Origin of the sequence: Nostoc sp. DedQUE08, assembly GCF_034530895.1 — a bacterium.
GTDB lineage: Bacteria > Cyanobacteriota > Cyanobacteriia > Cyanobacteriales > Nostocaceae > Nostoc.
The window spans coordinates 21,926-37,300 of sequence record NZ_JAVRCD010000029.1; the positions used below are offsets into that span (position 1 = coordinate 21,926).

12 protein-coding genes are annotated in these 15,375 nt (G+C 39.7%); 2 read left to right on the top strand and 10 right to left on the bottom strand.

The window, feature by feature from the left end; genetic code table 11:
• The first annotated feature begins 108 nt into the window (after positions 1–108).
• Entirely contained in the window at positions 109–579 is a 471-nt protein-coding gene (locus RMY64_RS19625; protein WP_322669831.1) for a DUF4079 domain-containing protein, read from the top strand.
• 64 nt (positions 580–643) lie between these two features.
• Here RMY64_RS19625 and RMY64_RS19630 read toward each other — a convergent pair whose 3' ends face one another.
• Positions 644–1,315, bottom strand: coding sequence for a DUF1997 domain-containing protein (locus RMY64_RS19630; protein WP_322669830.1), 672 nt, complete (start codon positions 1,313–1,315; stop codon positions 644–646).
• Between the two features lie 178 nt (positions 1,316–1,493).
• Here RMY64_RS19630 and RMY64_RS19635 point away from each other — a divergent pair, with 178 nt between their 5' ends.
• Positions 1,494–2,150: an NAD(P)H-binding protein gene (locus tag RMY64_RS19635; protein WP_322669829.1), complete on the top strand. Its 657-nt coding sequence runs from the start codon at positions 1,494–1,496 to the stop codon at positions 2,148–2,150.
• Between the two features lie 132 nt (positions 2,151–2,282).
• On the opposite strand, the gene RMY64_RS19640 is transcribed toward RMY64_RS19635, so the two are convergent.
• The 9 genes from RMY64_RS19640 to hpsA all read right to left on the bottom strand — a co-directional run bounded on the left by RMY64_RS19640 (position 2,283) and on the right by hpsA (position 14,400).
• Positions 2,283–2,936, bottom strand: coding sequence for a TIGR04282 family arsenosugar biosynthesis glycosyltransferase (locus RMY64_RS19640; RefSeq protein ID WP_322669828.1), 654 nt, complete (start codon positions 2,934–2,936; stop codon positions 2,283–2,285).
• 148 nt (positions 2,937–3,084) lie between these two features.
• The gene (locus RMY64_RS19645; protein ID WP_322669827.1) at positions 3,085–3,651 is read right to left on the bottom strand and encodes a type II secretion system protein; all 567 of its coding nucleotides are present in this window, start codon (positions 3,649–3,651) and stop codon (positions 3,085–3,087) included.
• A 27-nt stretch (positions 3,652–3,678) separates the two neighbouring features.
• The gene (locus RMY64_RS19650) at positions 3,679–4,671 is read right to left on the bottom strand and encodes a glycosyltransferase (RefSeq protein WP_322669826.1); all 993 of its coding nucleotides are present in this window, start codon (positions 4,669–4,671) and stop codon (positions 3,679–3,681) included.
• Complete coding sequence (gene hpsE, locus RMY64_RS19655) at positions 4,647–5,648, bottom strand: hormogonium polysaccharide biosynthesis glycosyltransferase HpsE (RefSeq protein ID WP_322669825.1); 1,002 nt, start codon at positions 5,646–5,648, stop codon at positions 4,647–4,649. Before hpsE (RMY64_RS19655) ends, RMY64_RS19650 begins: the two co-directional genes overlap by 25 nt.
• 25 nt (positions 5,649–5,673) lie before the next feature.
• Positions 5,674–6,636 carry a hormogonium polysaccharide biosynthesis glycosyltransferase HpsE gene (gene hpsE, locus RMY64_RS19660; protein ID WP_322700892.1) on the bottom strand — a complete coding sequence of 321 codons (963 nt, stop codon included), beginning with the start codon at positions 6,634–6,636 and terminating at the stop codon, positions 5,674–5,676.
• Positions 6,637–6,825: 189 nt separating this feature from the next.
• Positions 6,826–7,545: a type II secretion system protein gene (locus RMY64_RS19665; protein ID WP_322669823.1), complete on the bottom strand. Its 720-nt coding sequence runs from the start codon at positions 7,543–7,545 to the stop codon at positions 6,826–6,828.
• Between the two features lie 29 nt (positions 7,546–7,574).
• Positions 7,575–8,573, bottom strand: coding sequence for a hormogonium polysaccharide secretion pseudopilin HpsC (gene hpsC, locus RMY64_RS19670; RefSeq protein ID WP_322700893.1), 999 nt, complete (start codon positions 8,571–8,573; stop codon positions 7,575–7,577).
• A 128-nt stretch (positions 8,574–8,701) separates the two neighbouring features.
• Positions 8,702–9,403, bottom strand: a complete 702-nt coding sequence (gene hpsB, locus RMY64_RS19675; RefSeq protein ID WP_322700894.1) for a hormogonium polysaccharide secretion pseudopilin HpsB — start codon at positions 9,401–9,403, stop codon at positions 8,702–8,704.
• Between the two features lie 26 nt (positions 9,404–9,429).
• A complete protein-coding gene (hpsA, locus tag RMY64_RS19680; RefSeq protein WP_322700895.1) occupies positions 9,430–14,400 on the bottom strand; it encodes a hormogonium polysaccharide biosynthesis protein HpsA in 4,971 nt (1,656 codons plus the stop codon).
• Positions 14,401–15,375: the final 975 nt, after the last annotated feature.

The window sequence follows — 15,375 nt, forward strand, 5'->3', positions numbered from 1 at the left end:
TAGTCAGGGACGTGCGGAAGTCTCTTTTAATTTGTGCAACATTAAGCACAGAAAATAGAGTTATGCTAATTTTTATAAATATTTAATAATTAATTAGGCGAGAACACGATGAGTCTGGAACTTTCTACGTCGGTGAAATATTGGCTGAACTTCTTCCACCCGGTGCTCATGTGGGCGCTATTAGTACTCTCAATTTATGCTGCCTATTTGGGACTGCAATTACAGCGTACCAGAAATGCTCAAGGGGAAGAAAAGAAAGAACTGATTAAAGGTAAATATAACGTCAGACACTACCAAATCGGTTCTATACTCCTAGGTTTGATGGTAGCAGGTGCGATCGGAGGGATGGCTGTCACTTACATCAATAATGGTAAGTTGTTTGTCGGGCCTCACCTGCTGGCAGGACTTGGTATGACAAGTCTAATTGCATTTTCTGCTGCTTTGTCCCCTTATATGCAGAAAGGGGCAAATTGGGCGCGTGCAACTCACATTTTAATAAATTTCACTCTTTTGGGACTTTTTGCTTGGCAGGCTGTTACTGGGGTGCAAATTGTCCAAAGAATTCTCACTAAAGCATAGTCCTTTGCCATTTGTCCTTTGTCATTTGTCATTAGTAGATGATAAATGACAAAGGATTGTTGACTCAGCGCTTTTGTTTAGAATTCCCAGGAAATGGTATTTCTAAAGATTTATGAAAATCTTCCTGAACTTTGCGAGTTAAGCGGCGGGAGACTTGGCGGACAATTTGGTTAAGTAAGCGATCGCCTGTAGATTGAATTATAGATTTGGGTAATCGCTGAATAAACCGGGGAAAGTGAAGATAAACTATCAAATCCAATTCCCATTCAACTCTTGTAACCTTACCAATGCTAGTGGAAACATCGGTTTCTTTTAACTCTAGAGATGCGCGATAGTCTACGTCATAACCAGGCGGTTGGTAGTCAGGAATGGGGATTGTACGGATGCGGTAAATACCCTCCTCTGGGGGCAACAATTCCAAACCTATTTTTGGTTCTACTTCATAACCGAAAGAACCAAAACGACCAATTGTTAAAGCATAGCCATTTTCCCCAAGTGATTGTACGTTCATGGGTTCAGCGCAGCGCGCAAACCATGAGGCGTGAGAATTGAGATACTCAGCAACCTTCTCTACTGGGGCAGCCATTTCCATACAATCTTGATAACGACCGTAAAATTTTGTCAACGTCGCTACATTTGGTTCTGTTAATGTGTCCTCGGCTTCTTGGCTGGACGCTACAGGTAAAACTGCTTCTGTTATTTCCCAGGATTTATATTCGCCTTTTCTTGAAAGCATAAATGCATTACTGTATATTTTGGCGTTAGTCTATATTAATGATTCCCCACACACCTGGGTCATTTCGCATTCAGATCCTATTTTGACCGAAACCTCATGAATCTGCGAGTAACTCCATAGAATTACTAAAATAAAGAACTGAACAAGCACACAATAGTTTCCCAGGATAGCATTTATCATGAAAGCATTTGTAGCAGGGGCAACAGGTGAAACAGGTCGCCGGATTGTGCAAGAATTAATCGCGCGGAATATTCCCGTCCGAGCCTTGGTGCGGGATATAGAGAAAGCTAGGGGTATTCTGTCTCCTGAAACCGAATTAGTGTTAGGCGATGTGTTACAACCAGAAAGTTTAAGTGCTGCCTTGGGAGATAGCACAGTTCTATTGGTTGCGACTGGGGCAAAACCTAGCTTTGACCCCACTGGCCCCTATAAAGTGGATTTTGAAGGGACTAAAAATTTAGTAGATGCTGCTAAAGCAAAGGGAATTGAGCATTTTATCTTAGTTTCTTCTTTGTGTACTTCTCGGCTTTTCCATCCGCTGAACTTGTTTTGGCTAATTTTGTTGTGGAAAAAACAAGCTGAAGAGTATATTCAAAAAAGTGGTCTTACTTATACGATTGTCCGACCTGGTGGGTTGAAGAATGAAGATAACTCCGACCGCATCGTGATGCAGAGTGCAGATACGCTGTTTGATGGTAGTATCCCCAGGCAGAAAGTTGCACAAGTTGCTGTTGAAGCGCTGTTTGAAGCAGATGCACGCAATAAAATTGTCGAAATTGTTGCCAAACCTGAAGCAGCTTCAAAAAGCTTTAAGGAGCTATTTCAGCAGTGCTGATATTTCACATGATTTTATTGCTTCTGTCTACTTAATTCTCATCCCCAAGATAATCGGCTCACATCTTTATGGAAAAGTGATTCTTATGGCTGTGCCTACGCACTTTTTCAATTCGCCTCTTGATTTTACTCCTTAAAGCGATCGCTCCATCTCCCCTGCAAGGGCTTGTTCCCAAATTGGCAGATCCTCCAGTCGGTCAACATCAGCTAAGGGCAACAAGTCCGCGTATGATAAATTAAGTTTCTGGGCAATATCCACGGTTTTCTGGAATACTTGAGCAGTTCCCCACTCGATGTTAACGAATAACTCCGGGATGGGTTGGCGCAAACCAATTAAGTAATATCCACCATCGAGCGCAGGGCCAAGTACGAGGTCAAAGGCGTGTAACTTCTCAAAGGCTGTTGCTAAAATCTGGGCATTCACTCCAGGACAATCTGTACCAATGATAATTACTTTTTCTGCACCAGATTGAAAAGCATCAAAAAGCGATCGCGCCATCCGCAAACCTAGATCCCCTTCTCCTTGAGACTGGTAAATCAAATCCAACCCCAGCCAATCTTGCATAAGTTGCAAATCGCCGCCTGCAAACCGCACTTCTACAAATATGTCAATGGCCTTTTGCAATTCTTGAACCTGAAATATTGTATGCTCAGTCATTTTCCGTTGAAGATTGGCAGCACCAACATTTCCCAAAGCAGGTATCAATCGGGTTTTTGTCCTACCTGGTTCTGGATAGCGGGTGAAAATAATCAGGTGCTGTTTTGGGCTTGCTGGTAAGTTCAGCACAAAATACCTTGTTTAATTGAATAAAAAATATCTTAAACCACATCTATATTGAGAACCATAGTTTTAAAAGTAGTGGGAGCATGTTGCTACCTGCTGGTATTATTGGGCAAGATGCCCGCACTGCTCCAGGTTTCAAAATCGACGAGATTTAATAGCAATAATTGCCGTTATCGGCTCTAGTATGTTCTTTTGCCGTTCGCATTGTCCCTAAAAGCGTTGAAACAATAACACAACGTTTAGCTTTACCACCAGATTTACTCGATAACGTAATCCTTCCTAAATCTTTAGCATTACCTTTGTAGTCAAATGGAACTTTTTGTATACTACTTAGTGACGGTTGGAAGTTTGTCTCAGAATCAAGGCGTATATTAGCATCTAAGTTATTCCAGTTAGCGTTAGATGGATTTACTGTAGCAGGATGAACTGCCCATTGAACGATATTGTTTTGTTCACGAAAGCTCGCTTGCCAAGTCAATTTTTCCTTGGTGGCTTGCCTTTGGGCTTGACGCATAGCGTAGTAAACCTCGTTTTGAGCAGTGTTGAGGCGGCGAGTATCCATAAAAGCTAGCCAATTAGCTATTCCCAGTGTAGTCAATATACCTATTAATACAACAACAATTAACATCTCTGGTAAGGTAAAACCACTGTTAGAGTGCTTATTTTTAAAGAGTTTTTTTGCATAAGCTAAAGATGGTAGATGCACCAGGCTATCCATTTTTTCTTTTGGTCGTTTTTCAGCTACCTAAGTGTTGAACAATGTTTCAGATTTTTGGCTTCTTACTTCGCGCTGGTTAGTAATACTGTTGAGCAACCTAGGCATTAAAAGGATTATGAAAATTTTTAGTAATAGTTTTAAAGTGAAAGTTATATGCTGAAACCTTGAAGAGTCATTCAGAACATAATTCCATAAAAATTTGGCAGCAGTTAAACCTTTTTGTCGATTAAACGGCTTTTGTAGGGCTTTGCATGTTAGGTACTTATATAAATTTGCCAGACTTAGATTCCAAATATTTTTAAGTCCTAAAGACCTTTTTTTATATGCTTTCTCAAGCACCTGCAAGCAAGCTTTTTCTTGCCTGACAAGATTGGAAGAAACTGAATTAGCAATTATACGGTATAGGGTTTGTGCAGATGGTACACATATAAAATCAAATTTACAGGCTAATCGCAACCACATATCCCAATCTTGAGCAGCACATAGAGATTCATCAAATCCACCTAATTCGATTAAAGCTTCTCTACGAATCAAAGGATTGGAGCCATTCTCCAAAAAATTTGTCACTAATAACTTTTCATAAACGTCTCCATTGGCTGTAACGTGTGTACCAGAGAGTACTATTTCACTCTTTTCATCGATATAATCAGTCCAACTGTAAGCAACTTTTGCAGTCAAATTTTCTTGCAGAGCCTTTAATTGAGATTTAAGTTTATCAGGTGTCCAAAGATCATCTGCATCTAAGAAACTAACAAATTCTCCAACTGCACGGTTTAGCCCTCGGTTACGACTAACGTTTCCGCCAGCGTTGGGATAAGAAAATACTTTTATTCTAGGGTCTTTAATTTGTGTAATAATATCTAAAGTTGAGTCTTGCGAACCATCATTTATGATAATTAATTCAAAATTAGTAAAAGTTTGATTTAAAACAGATTGAATTGTTTCTTTAATGGTTTTTTCACTATTGTAAGCTGGTATAATTACAGAAATAATTGTTACATCCAAAGTTGATTTAACCATTTTGTTGTATTTCCTAAAATTCTGTCTAATTTCCATTTTAGAGAATAAAAAGGACTGATCATACTAGCAAAGTAAAAATTAATTTCAAAAATTGCAATTAAATTAGTTTTTAATTGACCTCTATACTTAATAATATGCTGTAATACTCGGTGTAGATTTCCTAAGATAGTTTTAACTAAAACTATTGGTTTTTGCCAGGTTTTAGCATTGATCAAACGTAGCTGGAAAATACACAGACCACAACCACGCGCTAGCACTAGTAAATAATCTTTTTCTAATCTCCAATGTGGAATTTGATGATTGATATGCATCGCGGGATTATACCATATTTCCCAACCTGCTTTGTGTAAATATAAGAGAGCTTCTGTATCATCCCCGCCAACCATCAATTTATTCAGTCTGCCCTTAAAAACCAATTCTTCAGGAACACTTTTATACCAAGCTTGCTTACGAACAACCAAAGCAGCACCTGGAGGAAGTCTTAAATTCTCTGCATCAAATAAATAAGGTTGTAGTCCGTGTTCCCTGATAGCTAGAAAGGCTTGAATTCTTGGAAAATCTTTTGGAGGATTTACTTCAAAATCACCGTGGATTTGACCACTCCAGGCACCAGCATGAGGATGCTCTTTGCCAAAAATATAAGACTGAAAAACCCAATCTGATGCTGGGAGATTATCATCATCTATGAATGCAATAAACTCACCTCTAGCTTCATTAATAGAACGCATTCTTGCAAATGCTATTCCCTGTTGTTTTTCTTGAAAATACCTCAATTTAAAGTTTTGATTAAATTTGTTTTGGTAATAATCGACTACTTGATTTGTCTCATCTTTACTATTATTGTCAATAATAATAACTTCCCAATTTAGGCTTTCTATACCTGTTTGATTGAGTAACAAGTCTAAAACTTTAGGTAAACGTTTTGCACCATTGTATGTAGGAATAGCTACCGTAAAATCTAATTTTTCAATATCCATATAAATACAAGATTAATTTTTAATTCTATTTTTTAGTTAAATAGCCATTTTTACAAAGATAAAAAGGACTAATAAAACTGCTTAAAAATAGTTGCATTTCGCAAGCAGCTACTAAATCAGTTTTCAACATAGTTCTATATTTAAGTAAATGTAAAATAATTTTACGCAGGTCATTTATCAGATAAGCTAAAAAAGCAAATGGTCTATATATCTGTTTGACATTAATCATTCTAGTTACATAACGGCTAAGTCCAATACCTCTAAAAAATGGAATTAAATAATCTTTTTGCAAACGAAATTTTGGTATTCTGTGAGAAATTTCCATTTCTGGGTTATACCAAATTTCCCATCCTGCTTTTTGGATATAAGACAACATTTCTAAGTCTTCACTGGTAAGCATACTGCCTTTAACTCTTCCAGTTAAAATAGGCTTATCTGGTACAATTTCTAACCAGACTTGTTTACGGACAACAAGTCCGGCAGATGGTGGTAGCAATTTTTTAGCTGCTTCATATAATAGTGGTAAATTACCTCGCTCTGTAATTGCCAAGAATGGAGCAATTCGCTGAAAGTTTTCTGGTGGTTCTACTTCCCAGTCAGGATGAATTTGGCTGCCATAAGCTCCCGCTTTCGGATATTTTTCACCAAAAGCATAAGCTGCTGACACCCAATTTGATACTGGGTAGTTGTCATCATCTAGAAAACCTATGAATTTACCTTTAGCTTCTAAAACTGCTTTTTTTCGGGCATAAGCTGCGCCTTGTTTTGCTTCAAAGCAATACTTTAAAGGGTAAGGACATCGCCAATCTTTTTGATAGGTTTGAACAACTTTAGCTGTATTATCAGTGCTGTTATTGTCTACAACTATAATTTCCCAAGATAAATTTTCGGTGTGAATTTGGTTTTGTAGTCGTTCTAGTAGTTCAGGCAAACGACTTTCACCGTTATAAGTTGGGATAGCTACAGTAAAGTCAAGGTTCTCAGTCATTATTCGGAAAAGTATATTTTAATGATGACGCTTTTTATTATGTTCAGGCAATGGCTAATTTATCAATGGCTTTTAAATGAATCTATCAAATATTAAAACTGCATATGATGTTTCAATTTTGCTATCAACGTGCAGTTTTATGTTCAGCAATATTACGTATTTTTAAACAAATATTGGTATTTAAATTACTTAACTGCATTTATCATCTTTTGCTGTCAGCATTGAGCCTAAGAGAGTTTTTACAATGACACATCGTTTTACGCTACTAGCCAATGTAGGATTTGCAGAGCTTGGTACAGCTACCACTATTTTTAACCCAGGTGGCTCTGTACCTGCTGCCACTGTTCCAAAGTTATTTGGCAGAGTTAGAACTCCCATATAGTCAAAGGTAATTTTTGCTGATGTACTTAAAGGATAGGATACAGGAGAATTAGTAGTAGTATTAGCAATGTTTTCTCCACTAAGATTTCCGCCCAGCAAAAATTTATCGGAATTGGCTCCCACATCGACCGCTAAAGGTTTCCATGTCCATGTGCCGATTGCAGCATCGCTACGATAAATAGCAACCTCTACATTTTGGGTTGTGCTATTTCTCTGAAAACTGACACTGTAGCTAAGTTTTTTGATTTTAGCTTCGCGTTGTGCTTCTTGTAATGCAGCGAAAACGGCGTCGTTAACTTTATTTATCCGTTGCCGATTTACGAAAGCAACCCAACCAGGAGCTGCGATCGCTGCTAAAATTCCTACTAAGAGCATTACTACTATTAGTTCTATCATGCTAAAACCAGCATCCTTTTGGAAGTATGCTGATGTGTAGCGGAGTCTGTTCGCTGAACATTGCGGTTTTGGTGTTTCCACTACAAATCGCTTAAGAATTTTGTTTAACCTCAATAAAGCTGCACTGTGCATACAATACCTTTGATGTTATTAGCTAGAGGTTATTTAGTAAATAAAAATCCGTGGCCTTGTACTCGAATGCTCGAACTTGGAAAATAAGTTTTTGTATTAGCAGTGTAAGCTAAGTTATTATTTTGCAGACGAGCAAGTGCATTGCCTCTAATGTACACCTGTGCTAGTACTTCGTTGGCATCGACACAAGCAAAAAATCCACTTGTTTGGCTGCCTACGAGATTTGGACTAGTGCAAGGTGTGCTGCTAGGTGCAGTGGTACTAATATAATCAACTAAAGTTACGACTTGATTACTAGTAGAGTAATTAGCTAATGCACCTAATGCAGTTTGCCATTGATTCATTTTGTCTTTGAGTGTAGCACCGCTTTTATTTAGTGGTGGTGGATTAAATCCAGTATCACTTGCACTTCCTGTTGCATTAGCATAAGCTGCATTCACTGGGCCTTGAAGTTCAAACCTGCCAATCCGTGCTTCTTGAGACCAAGTATCGTTGGTCTTATTTGGATTTGTGATTAAGTAGTATGCTACCAATGAATAAGCAAAACCATCATCTGTTTGTGTGGTACTAGTCTGAGTGCTGGCAGTAATTCCGACACTATCAGGTTTAAGCTCACGTTTCCAAAAAACAAGTATTGGTGTGCAAACACTCGGATTGCTGCCGCTAGTAGGGCTACAGCTAGAAGCGGATTTAGCTGGTGGTATTTGGTCTGCAATGCCTGAACTACTAATAGTAGTAGTATTTGTGTTTCTGGTAACACCATCGGCATCATAGATGTAAACGGCTTGCTCTAAGTCACGAGCAATATAATCTAGTGCTGCTTGGATTTCTTGCTCGGAATTTGCCTTGGCTTGTTCTTTGCGATCGCCATCTAGAATATTAATCATAAAGGCCATTAAAGGCGTTATGATTAATACTGCCATTATCATAGCTACTAGCAGCTCAATCAGGGTAAAGCCGCTAATTGTCTTATTTATTCCAGAGCGTTTTAATTGAGCACTCAGGATAAATTTCAGTGAATTTATCATACTGCGGTTTCCCTTTTCTTGACAGATATTTAAGAATAGACTTCTTGCATAAATATTTATTTGCGTCACGCAGAGGCGTATGAGAAAGATTTTAAAATTGGAAATTTTCCAAGAAGTCTAATTAAAATTCAATTGCAACCACCCGTGTAGCGGGCGCAAAGGTCGCTGTATTTAGGCACAGTGTCGTTGATATCTGTTGTCATTTCTACTACAGGTGCTTTGCGCTGACCAACGCCTCCGGTAAAAGTAGCTTGTGTTGTCTTAGTTGTGGAAGTGTTCTTGAGTAGAGTAGTGGTTTCTCTGAAAGCATCAGCTCTGTAAACCCGCACTCCTAAAGCATATCCACTAGTAGCACTACTACTAGCTGAGTTGTACCGAAAACCCTGTACAACCATGTCTGTAACACTGGTGTTTTCGCAGCCACCACTATTATCAAAATCAACGCAGTACAAGGATGTACCAGTTGGGGCTGTGCAGTAAGAATTTGCTGTTGTGCAAGTTAGAGTTCCCGTCGCTGTGGGAGCGGCGTATGCAGTTAGGGTATCAGTTCCCGTTGAGGTGGGGGCGTCAATTTTCTTTGTCTTCACCGCATCAATGTATGATTTAGCAGCTTGTGTGGCTAATTCTATCCGTCTGGATTGTATACGGGTTGCTACTGACAGGGAAAGAACAGGTGCGATCGCAACTAGCAAAATGCTAACTACAAGTATCGCTACCAAAGATTCAATAATCGTGAAACCCCCTTCGTTATGTCGTAGGTAGAATACAGATGTATTACCTACTTCAGTAGCCTGTAATCTTTGTTTGTTAGCTTTTTTCCGTATCAACATGGTAATTTACCCAATATCTACAGGATTTATAGGGAGTCAGATGGTATATCTGATGCAGATGGGCAGTCGCTTGGGCGATATTCATCAGGAACTGCTTTTGCATAAGTTACTGTCACTCCTGTTGTCGGGATACCTGTCTGGTTACTAGCTTCCCCGGCACAGAGCAATGTTTTCACCCAGGTATCATCTCGACCAACTTCTCTAAAGAACTCATTCGGGCGACCTGTTGGAGGCGCTGTAAACCTTTGGGCAAACAAGTCTGGTTGCTCTGACAACAGACCAACATCAAACCCCCACTTTCTATTTGGTGCTGCATAGAAAGGTAACAGACCACTAGCGTTTCGAGTTGGGTAAGTGTCTAATGAGTAGTCAAAAATGCTGAGATTATAGTCTTTAGAAGCAGTAGCACTGGATTGTCTGTTTGTGAAAATGGGTGCAATTGGCGCAGTGGAGAAGCTACTCCGTTTTAATTGAATAAAGCTACCGCTAATTTTGGCTTTTTTGGTATCCCAGTTTTCCAAAAACCGCACAAAGTTTTGCAAACCTGATGAGATTTCATCTGTTCTACTAGGACTATTTCCTACTACAAAGGTGGCGTTAAATATAGTGTCAGTTGCCTGTTGTAGCCAATTAGACTTAGAGTCATCGTTTGTACCCACATCGAGCGCATCTATTCTCAAGTTAGGGGGATTCTTTCTTGCATCATGAATTTCTAATACTGGTACTAAGAGCGGTTGACCATCTAAATCAGGGTCAGTATCAGCGTCAGGCCCATCAATGGGGGGGAAATAGAATAGTGGTTTATCACTTGCGTATGATGCTTGGTCTCTGTCTCCTGGGGTCGTTGGGGTACTTGTGGTTCTAAACCAGAGACCGCGGATGTTGGTGTCTATTAAGCCGTAATTAGTGCCATAAGTACATCCATTATTGCTATAAGCAGTACCAGTAGTATCTAAGGGGCAACCTACACCCATAGGTTTGTACAGACCAGGACTGCTTGTAACCAGATTGTTGCTGTTATCACGGGCAAATGCAACTCGACGGGGATAAAGGCGATCTGTAGTTAAAAGATTTTGCAGGGACAATAGATTTGTATCCCCAGACCCAAGTCGGTCTCTGATCGTCTTGCTACCAGTTCCAAATGAAGTACTCCAATTGCTTGGAGTAGATACAGTACCACTTGAAGCAGTACCACCAGCAGCAATTATAGCTTGACCTAACTGATACGTCTTGATATCTTTCTCTTTATCAAGGCTGTTTACTAATCCGTCTCCATTAACATCAAAGGAAACTGTATCTTCTAAGTCAGGTTCTCCATTAGCCTTTAAATCTCCATTAACATTAAACCCAACAACCCAATCATTAGCCGTACACTCTGAAACTAGTAATTTACGGCACATTTCCATAACATACAAGGGTTGACCAGTAACCCTGCGCTGAACTGGAGTCACTCCATTTACTAAGTAGGAGCCTAGAGAAATGTTAGGAGTAACGGTAGTGTCTAGTCTGGGATTACCGTCAGTTGTCCAAAAAGAACTGGTAGAATAGGCATTTTCCCAAAAACCATTTTTTAGACGTTTTAATCTTCTCTCATCTAAAGTGGCTAAGAAAGTGGATGAAGGTGTGGGATAAGGACTTAAGCCATCTTCTATAGCAATGCCAGTGTTATTGTTCAAATCGTAGTCAGCGTATCTCCGTACACCATCTACGAAACTGCCAGAAAGCAAGGTCATTGAATCGGCAATAATCGTTGCTGGTCTCCAAAGGTCGCCCCCAGAAGTAGGGCAGCCAGTTCTTCCTGCACGACAGGCAAAGTCAGTATTGGGAGTACTGCGATCATAAAAGTTGGTACCTGCTGATTCTGTTTCTGAAAATTCCTCAATTTCTGTAGTGCTTGTACTTGTACTGTGCAGATTGAAGTTGCCCTTAATATATGCGGGCAAATTTGTTACTAAAATCAAACCTTTTTCTTTAGCAATGTAAGTATTAGCACTAGTTCTTGCTAAAGTTCCCCCATTAATCAGACGAATGCCATTTGGGCGACGAGTTGAGTCTAACCGAAAATCAGTTGGGCTGAGTAACTCTGAGTTAGATACACTGCTGACATCAGTTTCCACGTATGGCTGACTTGCATCGCGCAAGGCATCATCCCTACTAGCGTAAATAATGCCACTGTAAGGCAATAGATACTCGTTAGCTGTTATTGCTGTGGTGGCTATACCACTCGTAGTGGAACTTAAATCAATGTCTGTAACCCGAATTTCTAAAGGTTGACGCTGTTCTAAGTCTAAGTTGTATGTGGTTGGTGAGCCTGATGTACTTATCTGCTTAACTTCCCTAGCATCAAGGAAAGTTGCTTCCTTGATTGCACCGTGTTTAGGTTGGTTACTAGGAGTAGTAACAAAACCACCTGGATTAGCCAAAATTGAAATAGCACAAAGCGCTGTATCAATTGCTGAATAATCAGCTAGCTGCAAACCAGTACTAGGTACTGTAGTACCAGCTCCAATTTTTGCTAGAGCATCTTGTAAAGGTTTATTAACCCAACGCCCGTTGGGGAATTTCAAGTTGGCTTGTAGTTGTAGACGAGTTTTGTTAGTCGTAAAAAATGTGCCTCTTCCATTTGTCGGGTAATTGTAAACAACGCCATTGTTTGACCGACCGTTAATAACACTCGAAGGTAGCGCAGGTGTTGTATCTGGTCTATTATTTTTTGTGTCTTCGGTTGAAGGATCGTAGTAGCTACTTACACAAGCAATTGGTTCTTGGTCAGTGCCATAGTCTACTTTGTAGTGATAAACAGCGGTGGCTCGCATTTGGAGATCGCCTTTGCGAACATTTCCAGGTGTTGACATCGGCATTGTGTCAGGCCAGACAACTGTATCAGTCGCAGAAGGAGCTGGTAAAAATGAACCTAGTGTACTAGAACCTCTTGGGTAAAATGGGCCAGTTATTATGTTCGGAATACTGCCAGAACCATCTACATAAATACCTGCACCAGTAACAATCCGCACACCACCCACGCTGTCTAAATCATTTATGGGATTTGCTGCCGCATTTTCTTCCCAAAAGCCATTACGGTCAGATAGACCTAAATCAGCAACTGCCTGTATTTGAGTGTTACGCCATCTTGCTGGTGGTTCGGAACCATATCTAGTCCAGTTAATCGCAGTGCCAGAACTGTTCAAAACTGGCTGTTCAGCCTCTGAACCAACATATTTTCCGTTTTTTAGCCACAGAGCAGGCAGGTTATTGCCGACAAAAACGCGATCGCCTAATGCGGTTTGAACACCTTCTTTCTTTTGTAAATTTGGTTGTGTGGCTTCTAGCTTAGATGTATTTATAGAGGGAGATGATGTTGCTACACCAGTGAACTCATTACTAGATGTTAGTGGTTCCCGCCAACTTGCCTGAGGTTCTAAAGTGGCAGTAATGGCAGTGTATCCAGTTGTTGCGTATGCTCCTGTTGCATCTGGTACTTCTGCAAAGGGTACTCGACGAGTACGATTTTGCAAATAGATTTGTATTTCGTCGTAGAGGATATTTTTGGCTGTCGTCGCATCGTCAGCATCTAGTACTTTGACATCGACGTTGGTTTTCACATCTGTCGGATAACCACTTAATTTAACAGCCGCTTTAAGAGTGGTACCGTTAGTTGCGCTATTGCAATCTGTGCATAAAGCGATCGCAGTAGTCTTCATTGCAGCAATACGTTGATTGTATGCCGCATCGTTGAATCCAATACTACTACCACCAGTAGCGTCTGTAGATTTATTGGCGCTGTTAATAGCAGCAGTGCTGATACTCTTCCCAAAACCTTTGTATAGGTCAACAGTTACATTCTGATTACTAGTTTGAGCAAGACTACCATTTCCGACGTTTCCCCCAACGCTAACTTGCCCGTTTTCTTGATTATAAAAACAGGATGTTTTGCTGCTAACTTGGCGGAAAGTTATATTACCGTCACTGTCAATAACCCCTACTAGCAAGTTGCCATTGGTATGAACTCTTCCATTTAAAAGTAACTCTGTACTACCAACTATGACTTCTAGATCATTATCAAAGAAAACAGCGTTATTTGCTAATGGAATGCGACTGCGATCTTGCTGAAACTCTAGTGCTACAACACTTTTGTTACCTTTGTATGGCTCAGAATTATTTTGATTAATACTAGGTGTAGTAGTTGTTGGCAGACTATCATACACTTGTTGAGTAATCGGCAGGTTAACGCTATAGACAAAGAAGCTTTTACCCAGATTGCCACTATTTAACTTATACCAACTGGAATTGCCTACTAAGCTAGAAAAACCTGATGCATTGCATTGCTGATTTGACGCATCATTATCCATTGGTGGGGTTCTAGCATCTAGAGGTTTTCTTTCGCGATTAAACTGTCCTGTAGTTGAGTCTCTACTGGGTGAGCGAAAGAAGATTCCATAAAGAGTAAAAGTATCTTTTTTGCCGTTATTGTCTGTGTCAACGGCATATTTCCAAGCTGTTTTTAATGTTTCATCGTTCTCTATATTGCTACTAGTCTCAATAGTGTTGTCACCGTCAAGGTCAAAAGCTAGCTTCAGGCGAGTTTCATCACCAAGTCTATATTTGTCTTTTTTAATAGCATCATATAAGGCGCTATCAGAAGGAGTTCCTCGTGGTAGTGTTGGGTCTTCTATTAATGCATCTAATTTAGCTCTAGCACGATCAATCGCTGGGGTAGCAGCGTTAAGCACAGCCTCATTAACGCGGACATTACTAGCATTTTTAGAGCGCTCAAAAGACCGAAATAAAATTGCAGTTGTTAACAGTACGACTACCAAAACTACCATTGCCACTGTTGGTAAAATAAAGCCAGAATTCACAGAACTGCGTCTTCTTCGAGTGCCAGAGATACTCCGCAGTAGCCAAATAATTTGCTTGTTAATTGTAGATAAAAACTTTTTGCTAGTTTGCCTGAAGGTTTTTTGAATTGCCTTGACTAACTGACGTTTTCGAGACATAGCTGTTTCCCGATCAAGTGTATTTTAGCGGATTTTCTATTTTTTAAACATTTTCATTTATGCCTGTTAAGTATTATTACAGGCATAAACGAAGCTATGTTTATCTAACTACTACATTTGGCTTTACTAACTTCCAAATAAAGTAGCTACAACAAAAGATAATTTATTAAAGTTATATCATTTATGAATTGTTCATTTGCTCCGGTAAACACTGATTTTTTCAGAATTATTTAGTTCAGGTCTGATAAATAATAAAAGCATTAGTTCACAGTATATTTGCGTAAATGTGTTTTATTTGAAAACAAATTTATGAAGATGTTGTCAGCAGAGTAGGCTTATAATACCCATCTGTTAAAAAAAAGATATCAATTAGGGGCAAAATAATCAGATGTACGGCTTAGATTCCCGACTTCTTTAATTAAAAAGTCGGGAATCTTGTTGTTCGCATTGCTTTGATTAATTACTAATTACTCATTAGTACACCTTGGCATAAATCCCACTACCACCTTTAAAGACAAGCAAGCTTCTGCCACAAGGTACGCAAAATTAGTACCCTGTGGCAGAAGCTACTAGGCATCATAGATGCAACACGCAGTTACATTAATGAATGTTAAAAGGATGGTTAGAAACCGCAACTATACGAGGTTTACTCACATCCGTAGGTTTCAAACCCTCAATTATTCTTATACCAATTTGAAAAAAGAATGCAATACATAGATAAGACCTTACCCAACCCTCTACAAGGCTTTGGGGAGGGTGTGCGTCAGAAAGCGTGGGCATCTGGTCGCAAACATTTTTTAAATTGATATTAGATTTTGTTTGTGTATCCGGCGTTGCTGAATCAAGGGATGATTCTTGTAGGGTGGGCGGCACGAGCGCCCTGAAACACAAGGGACAGGCTTTTCGGCCCATCCCACAAAACTAGCAAAATCATCCCGCTTTCTCTGCAACGCCGTTTATCCAAGCCAGTTTGGT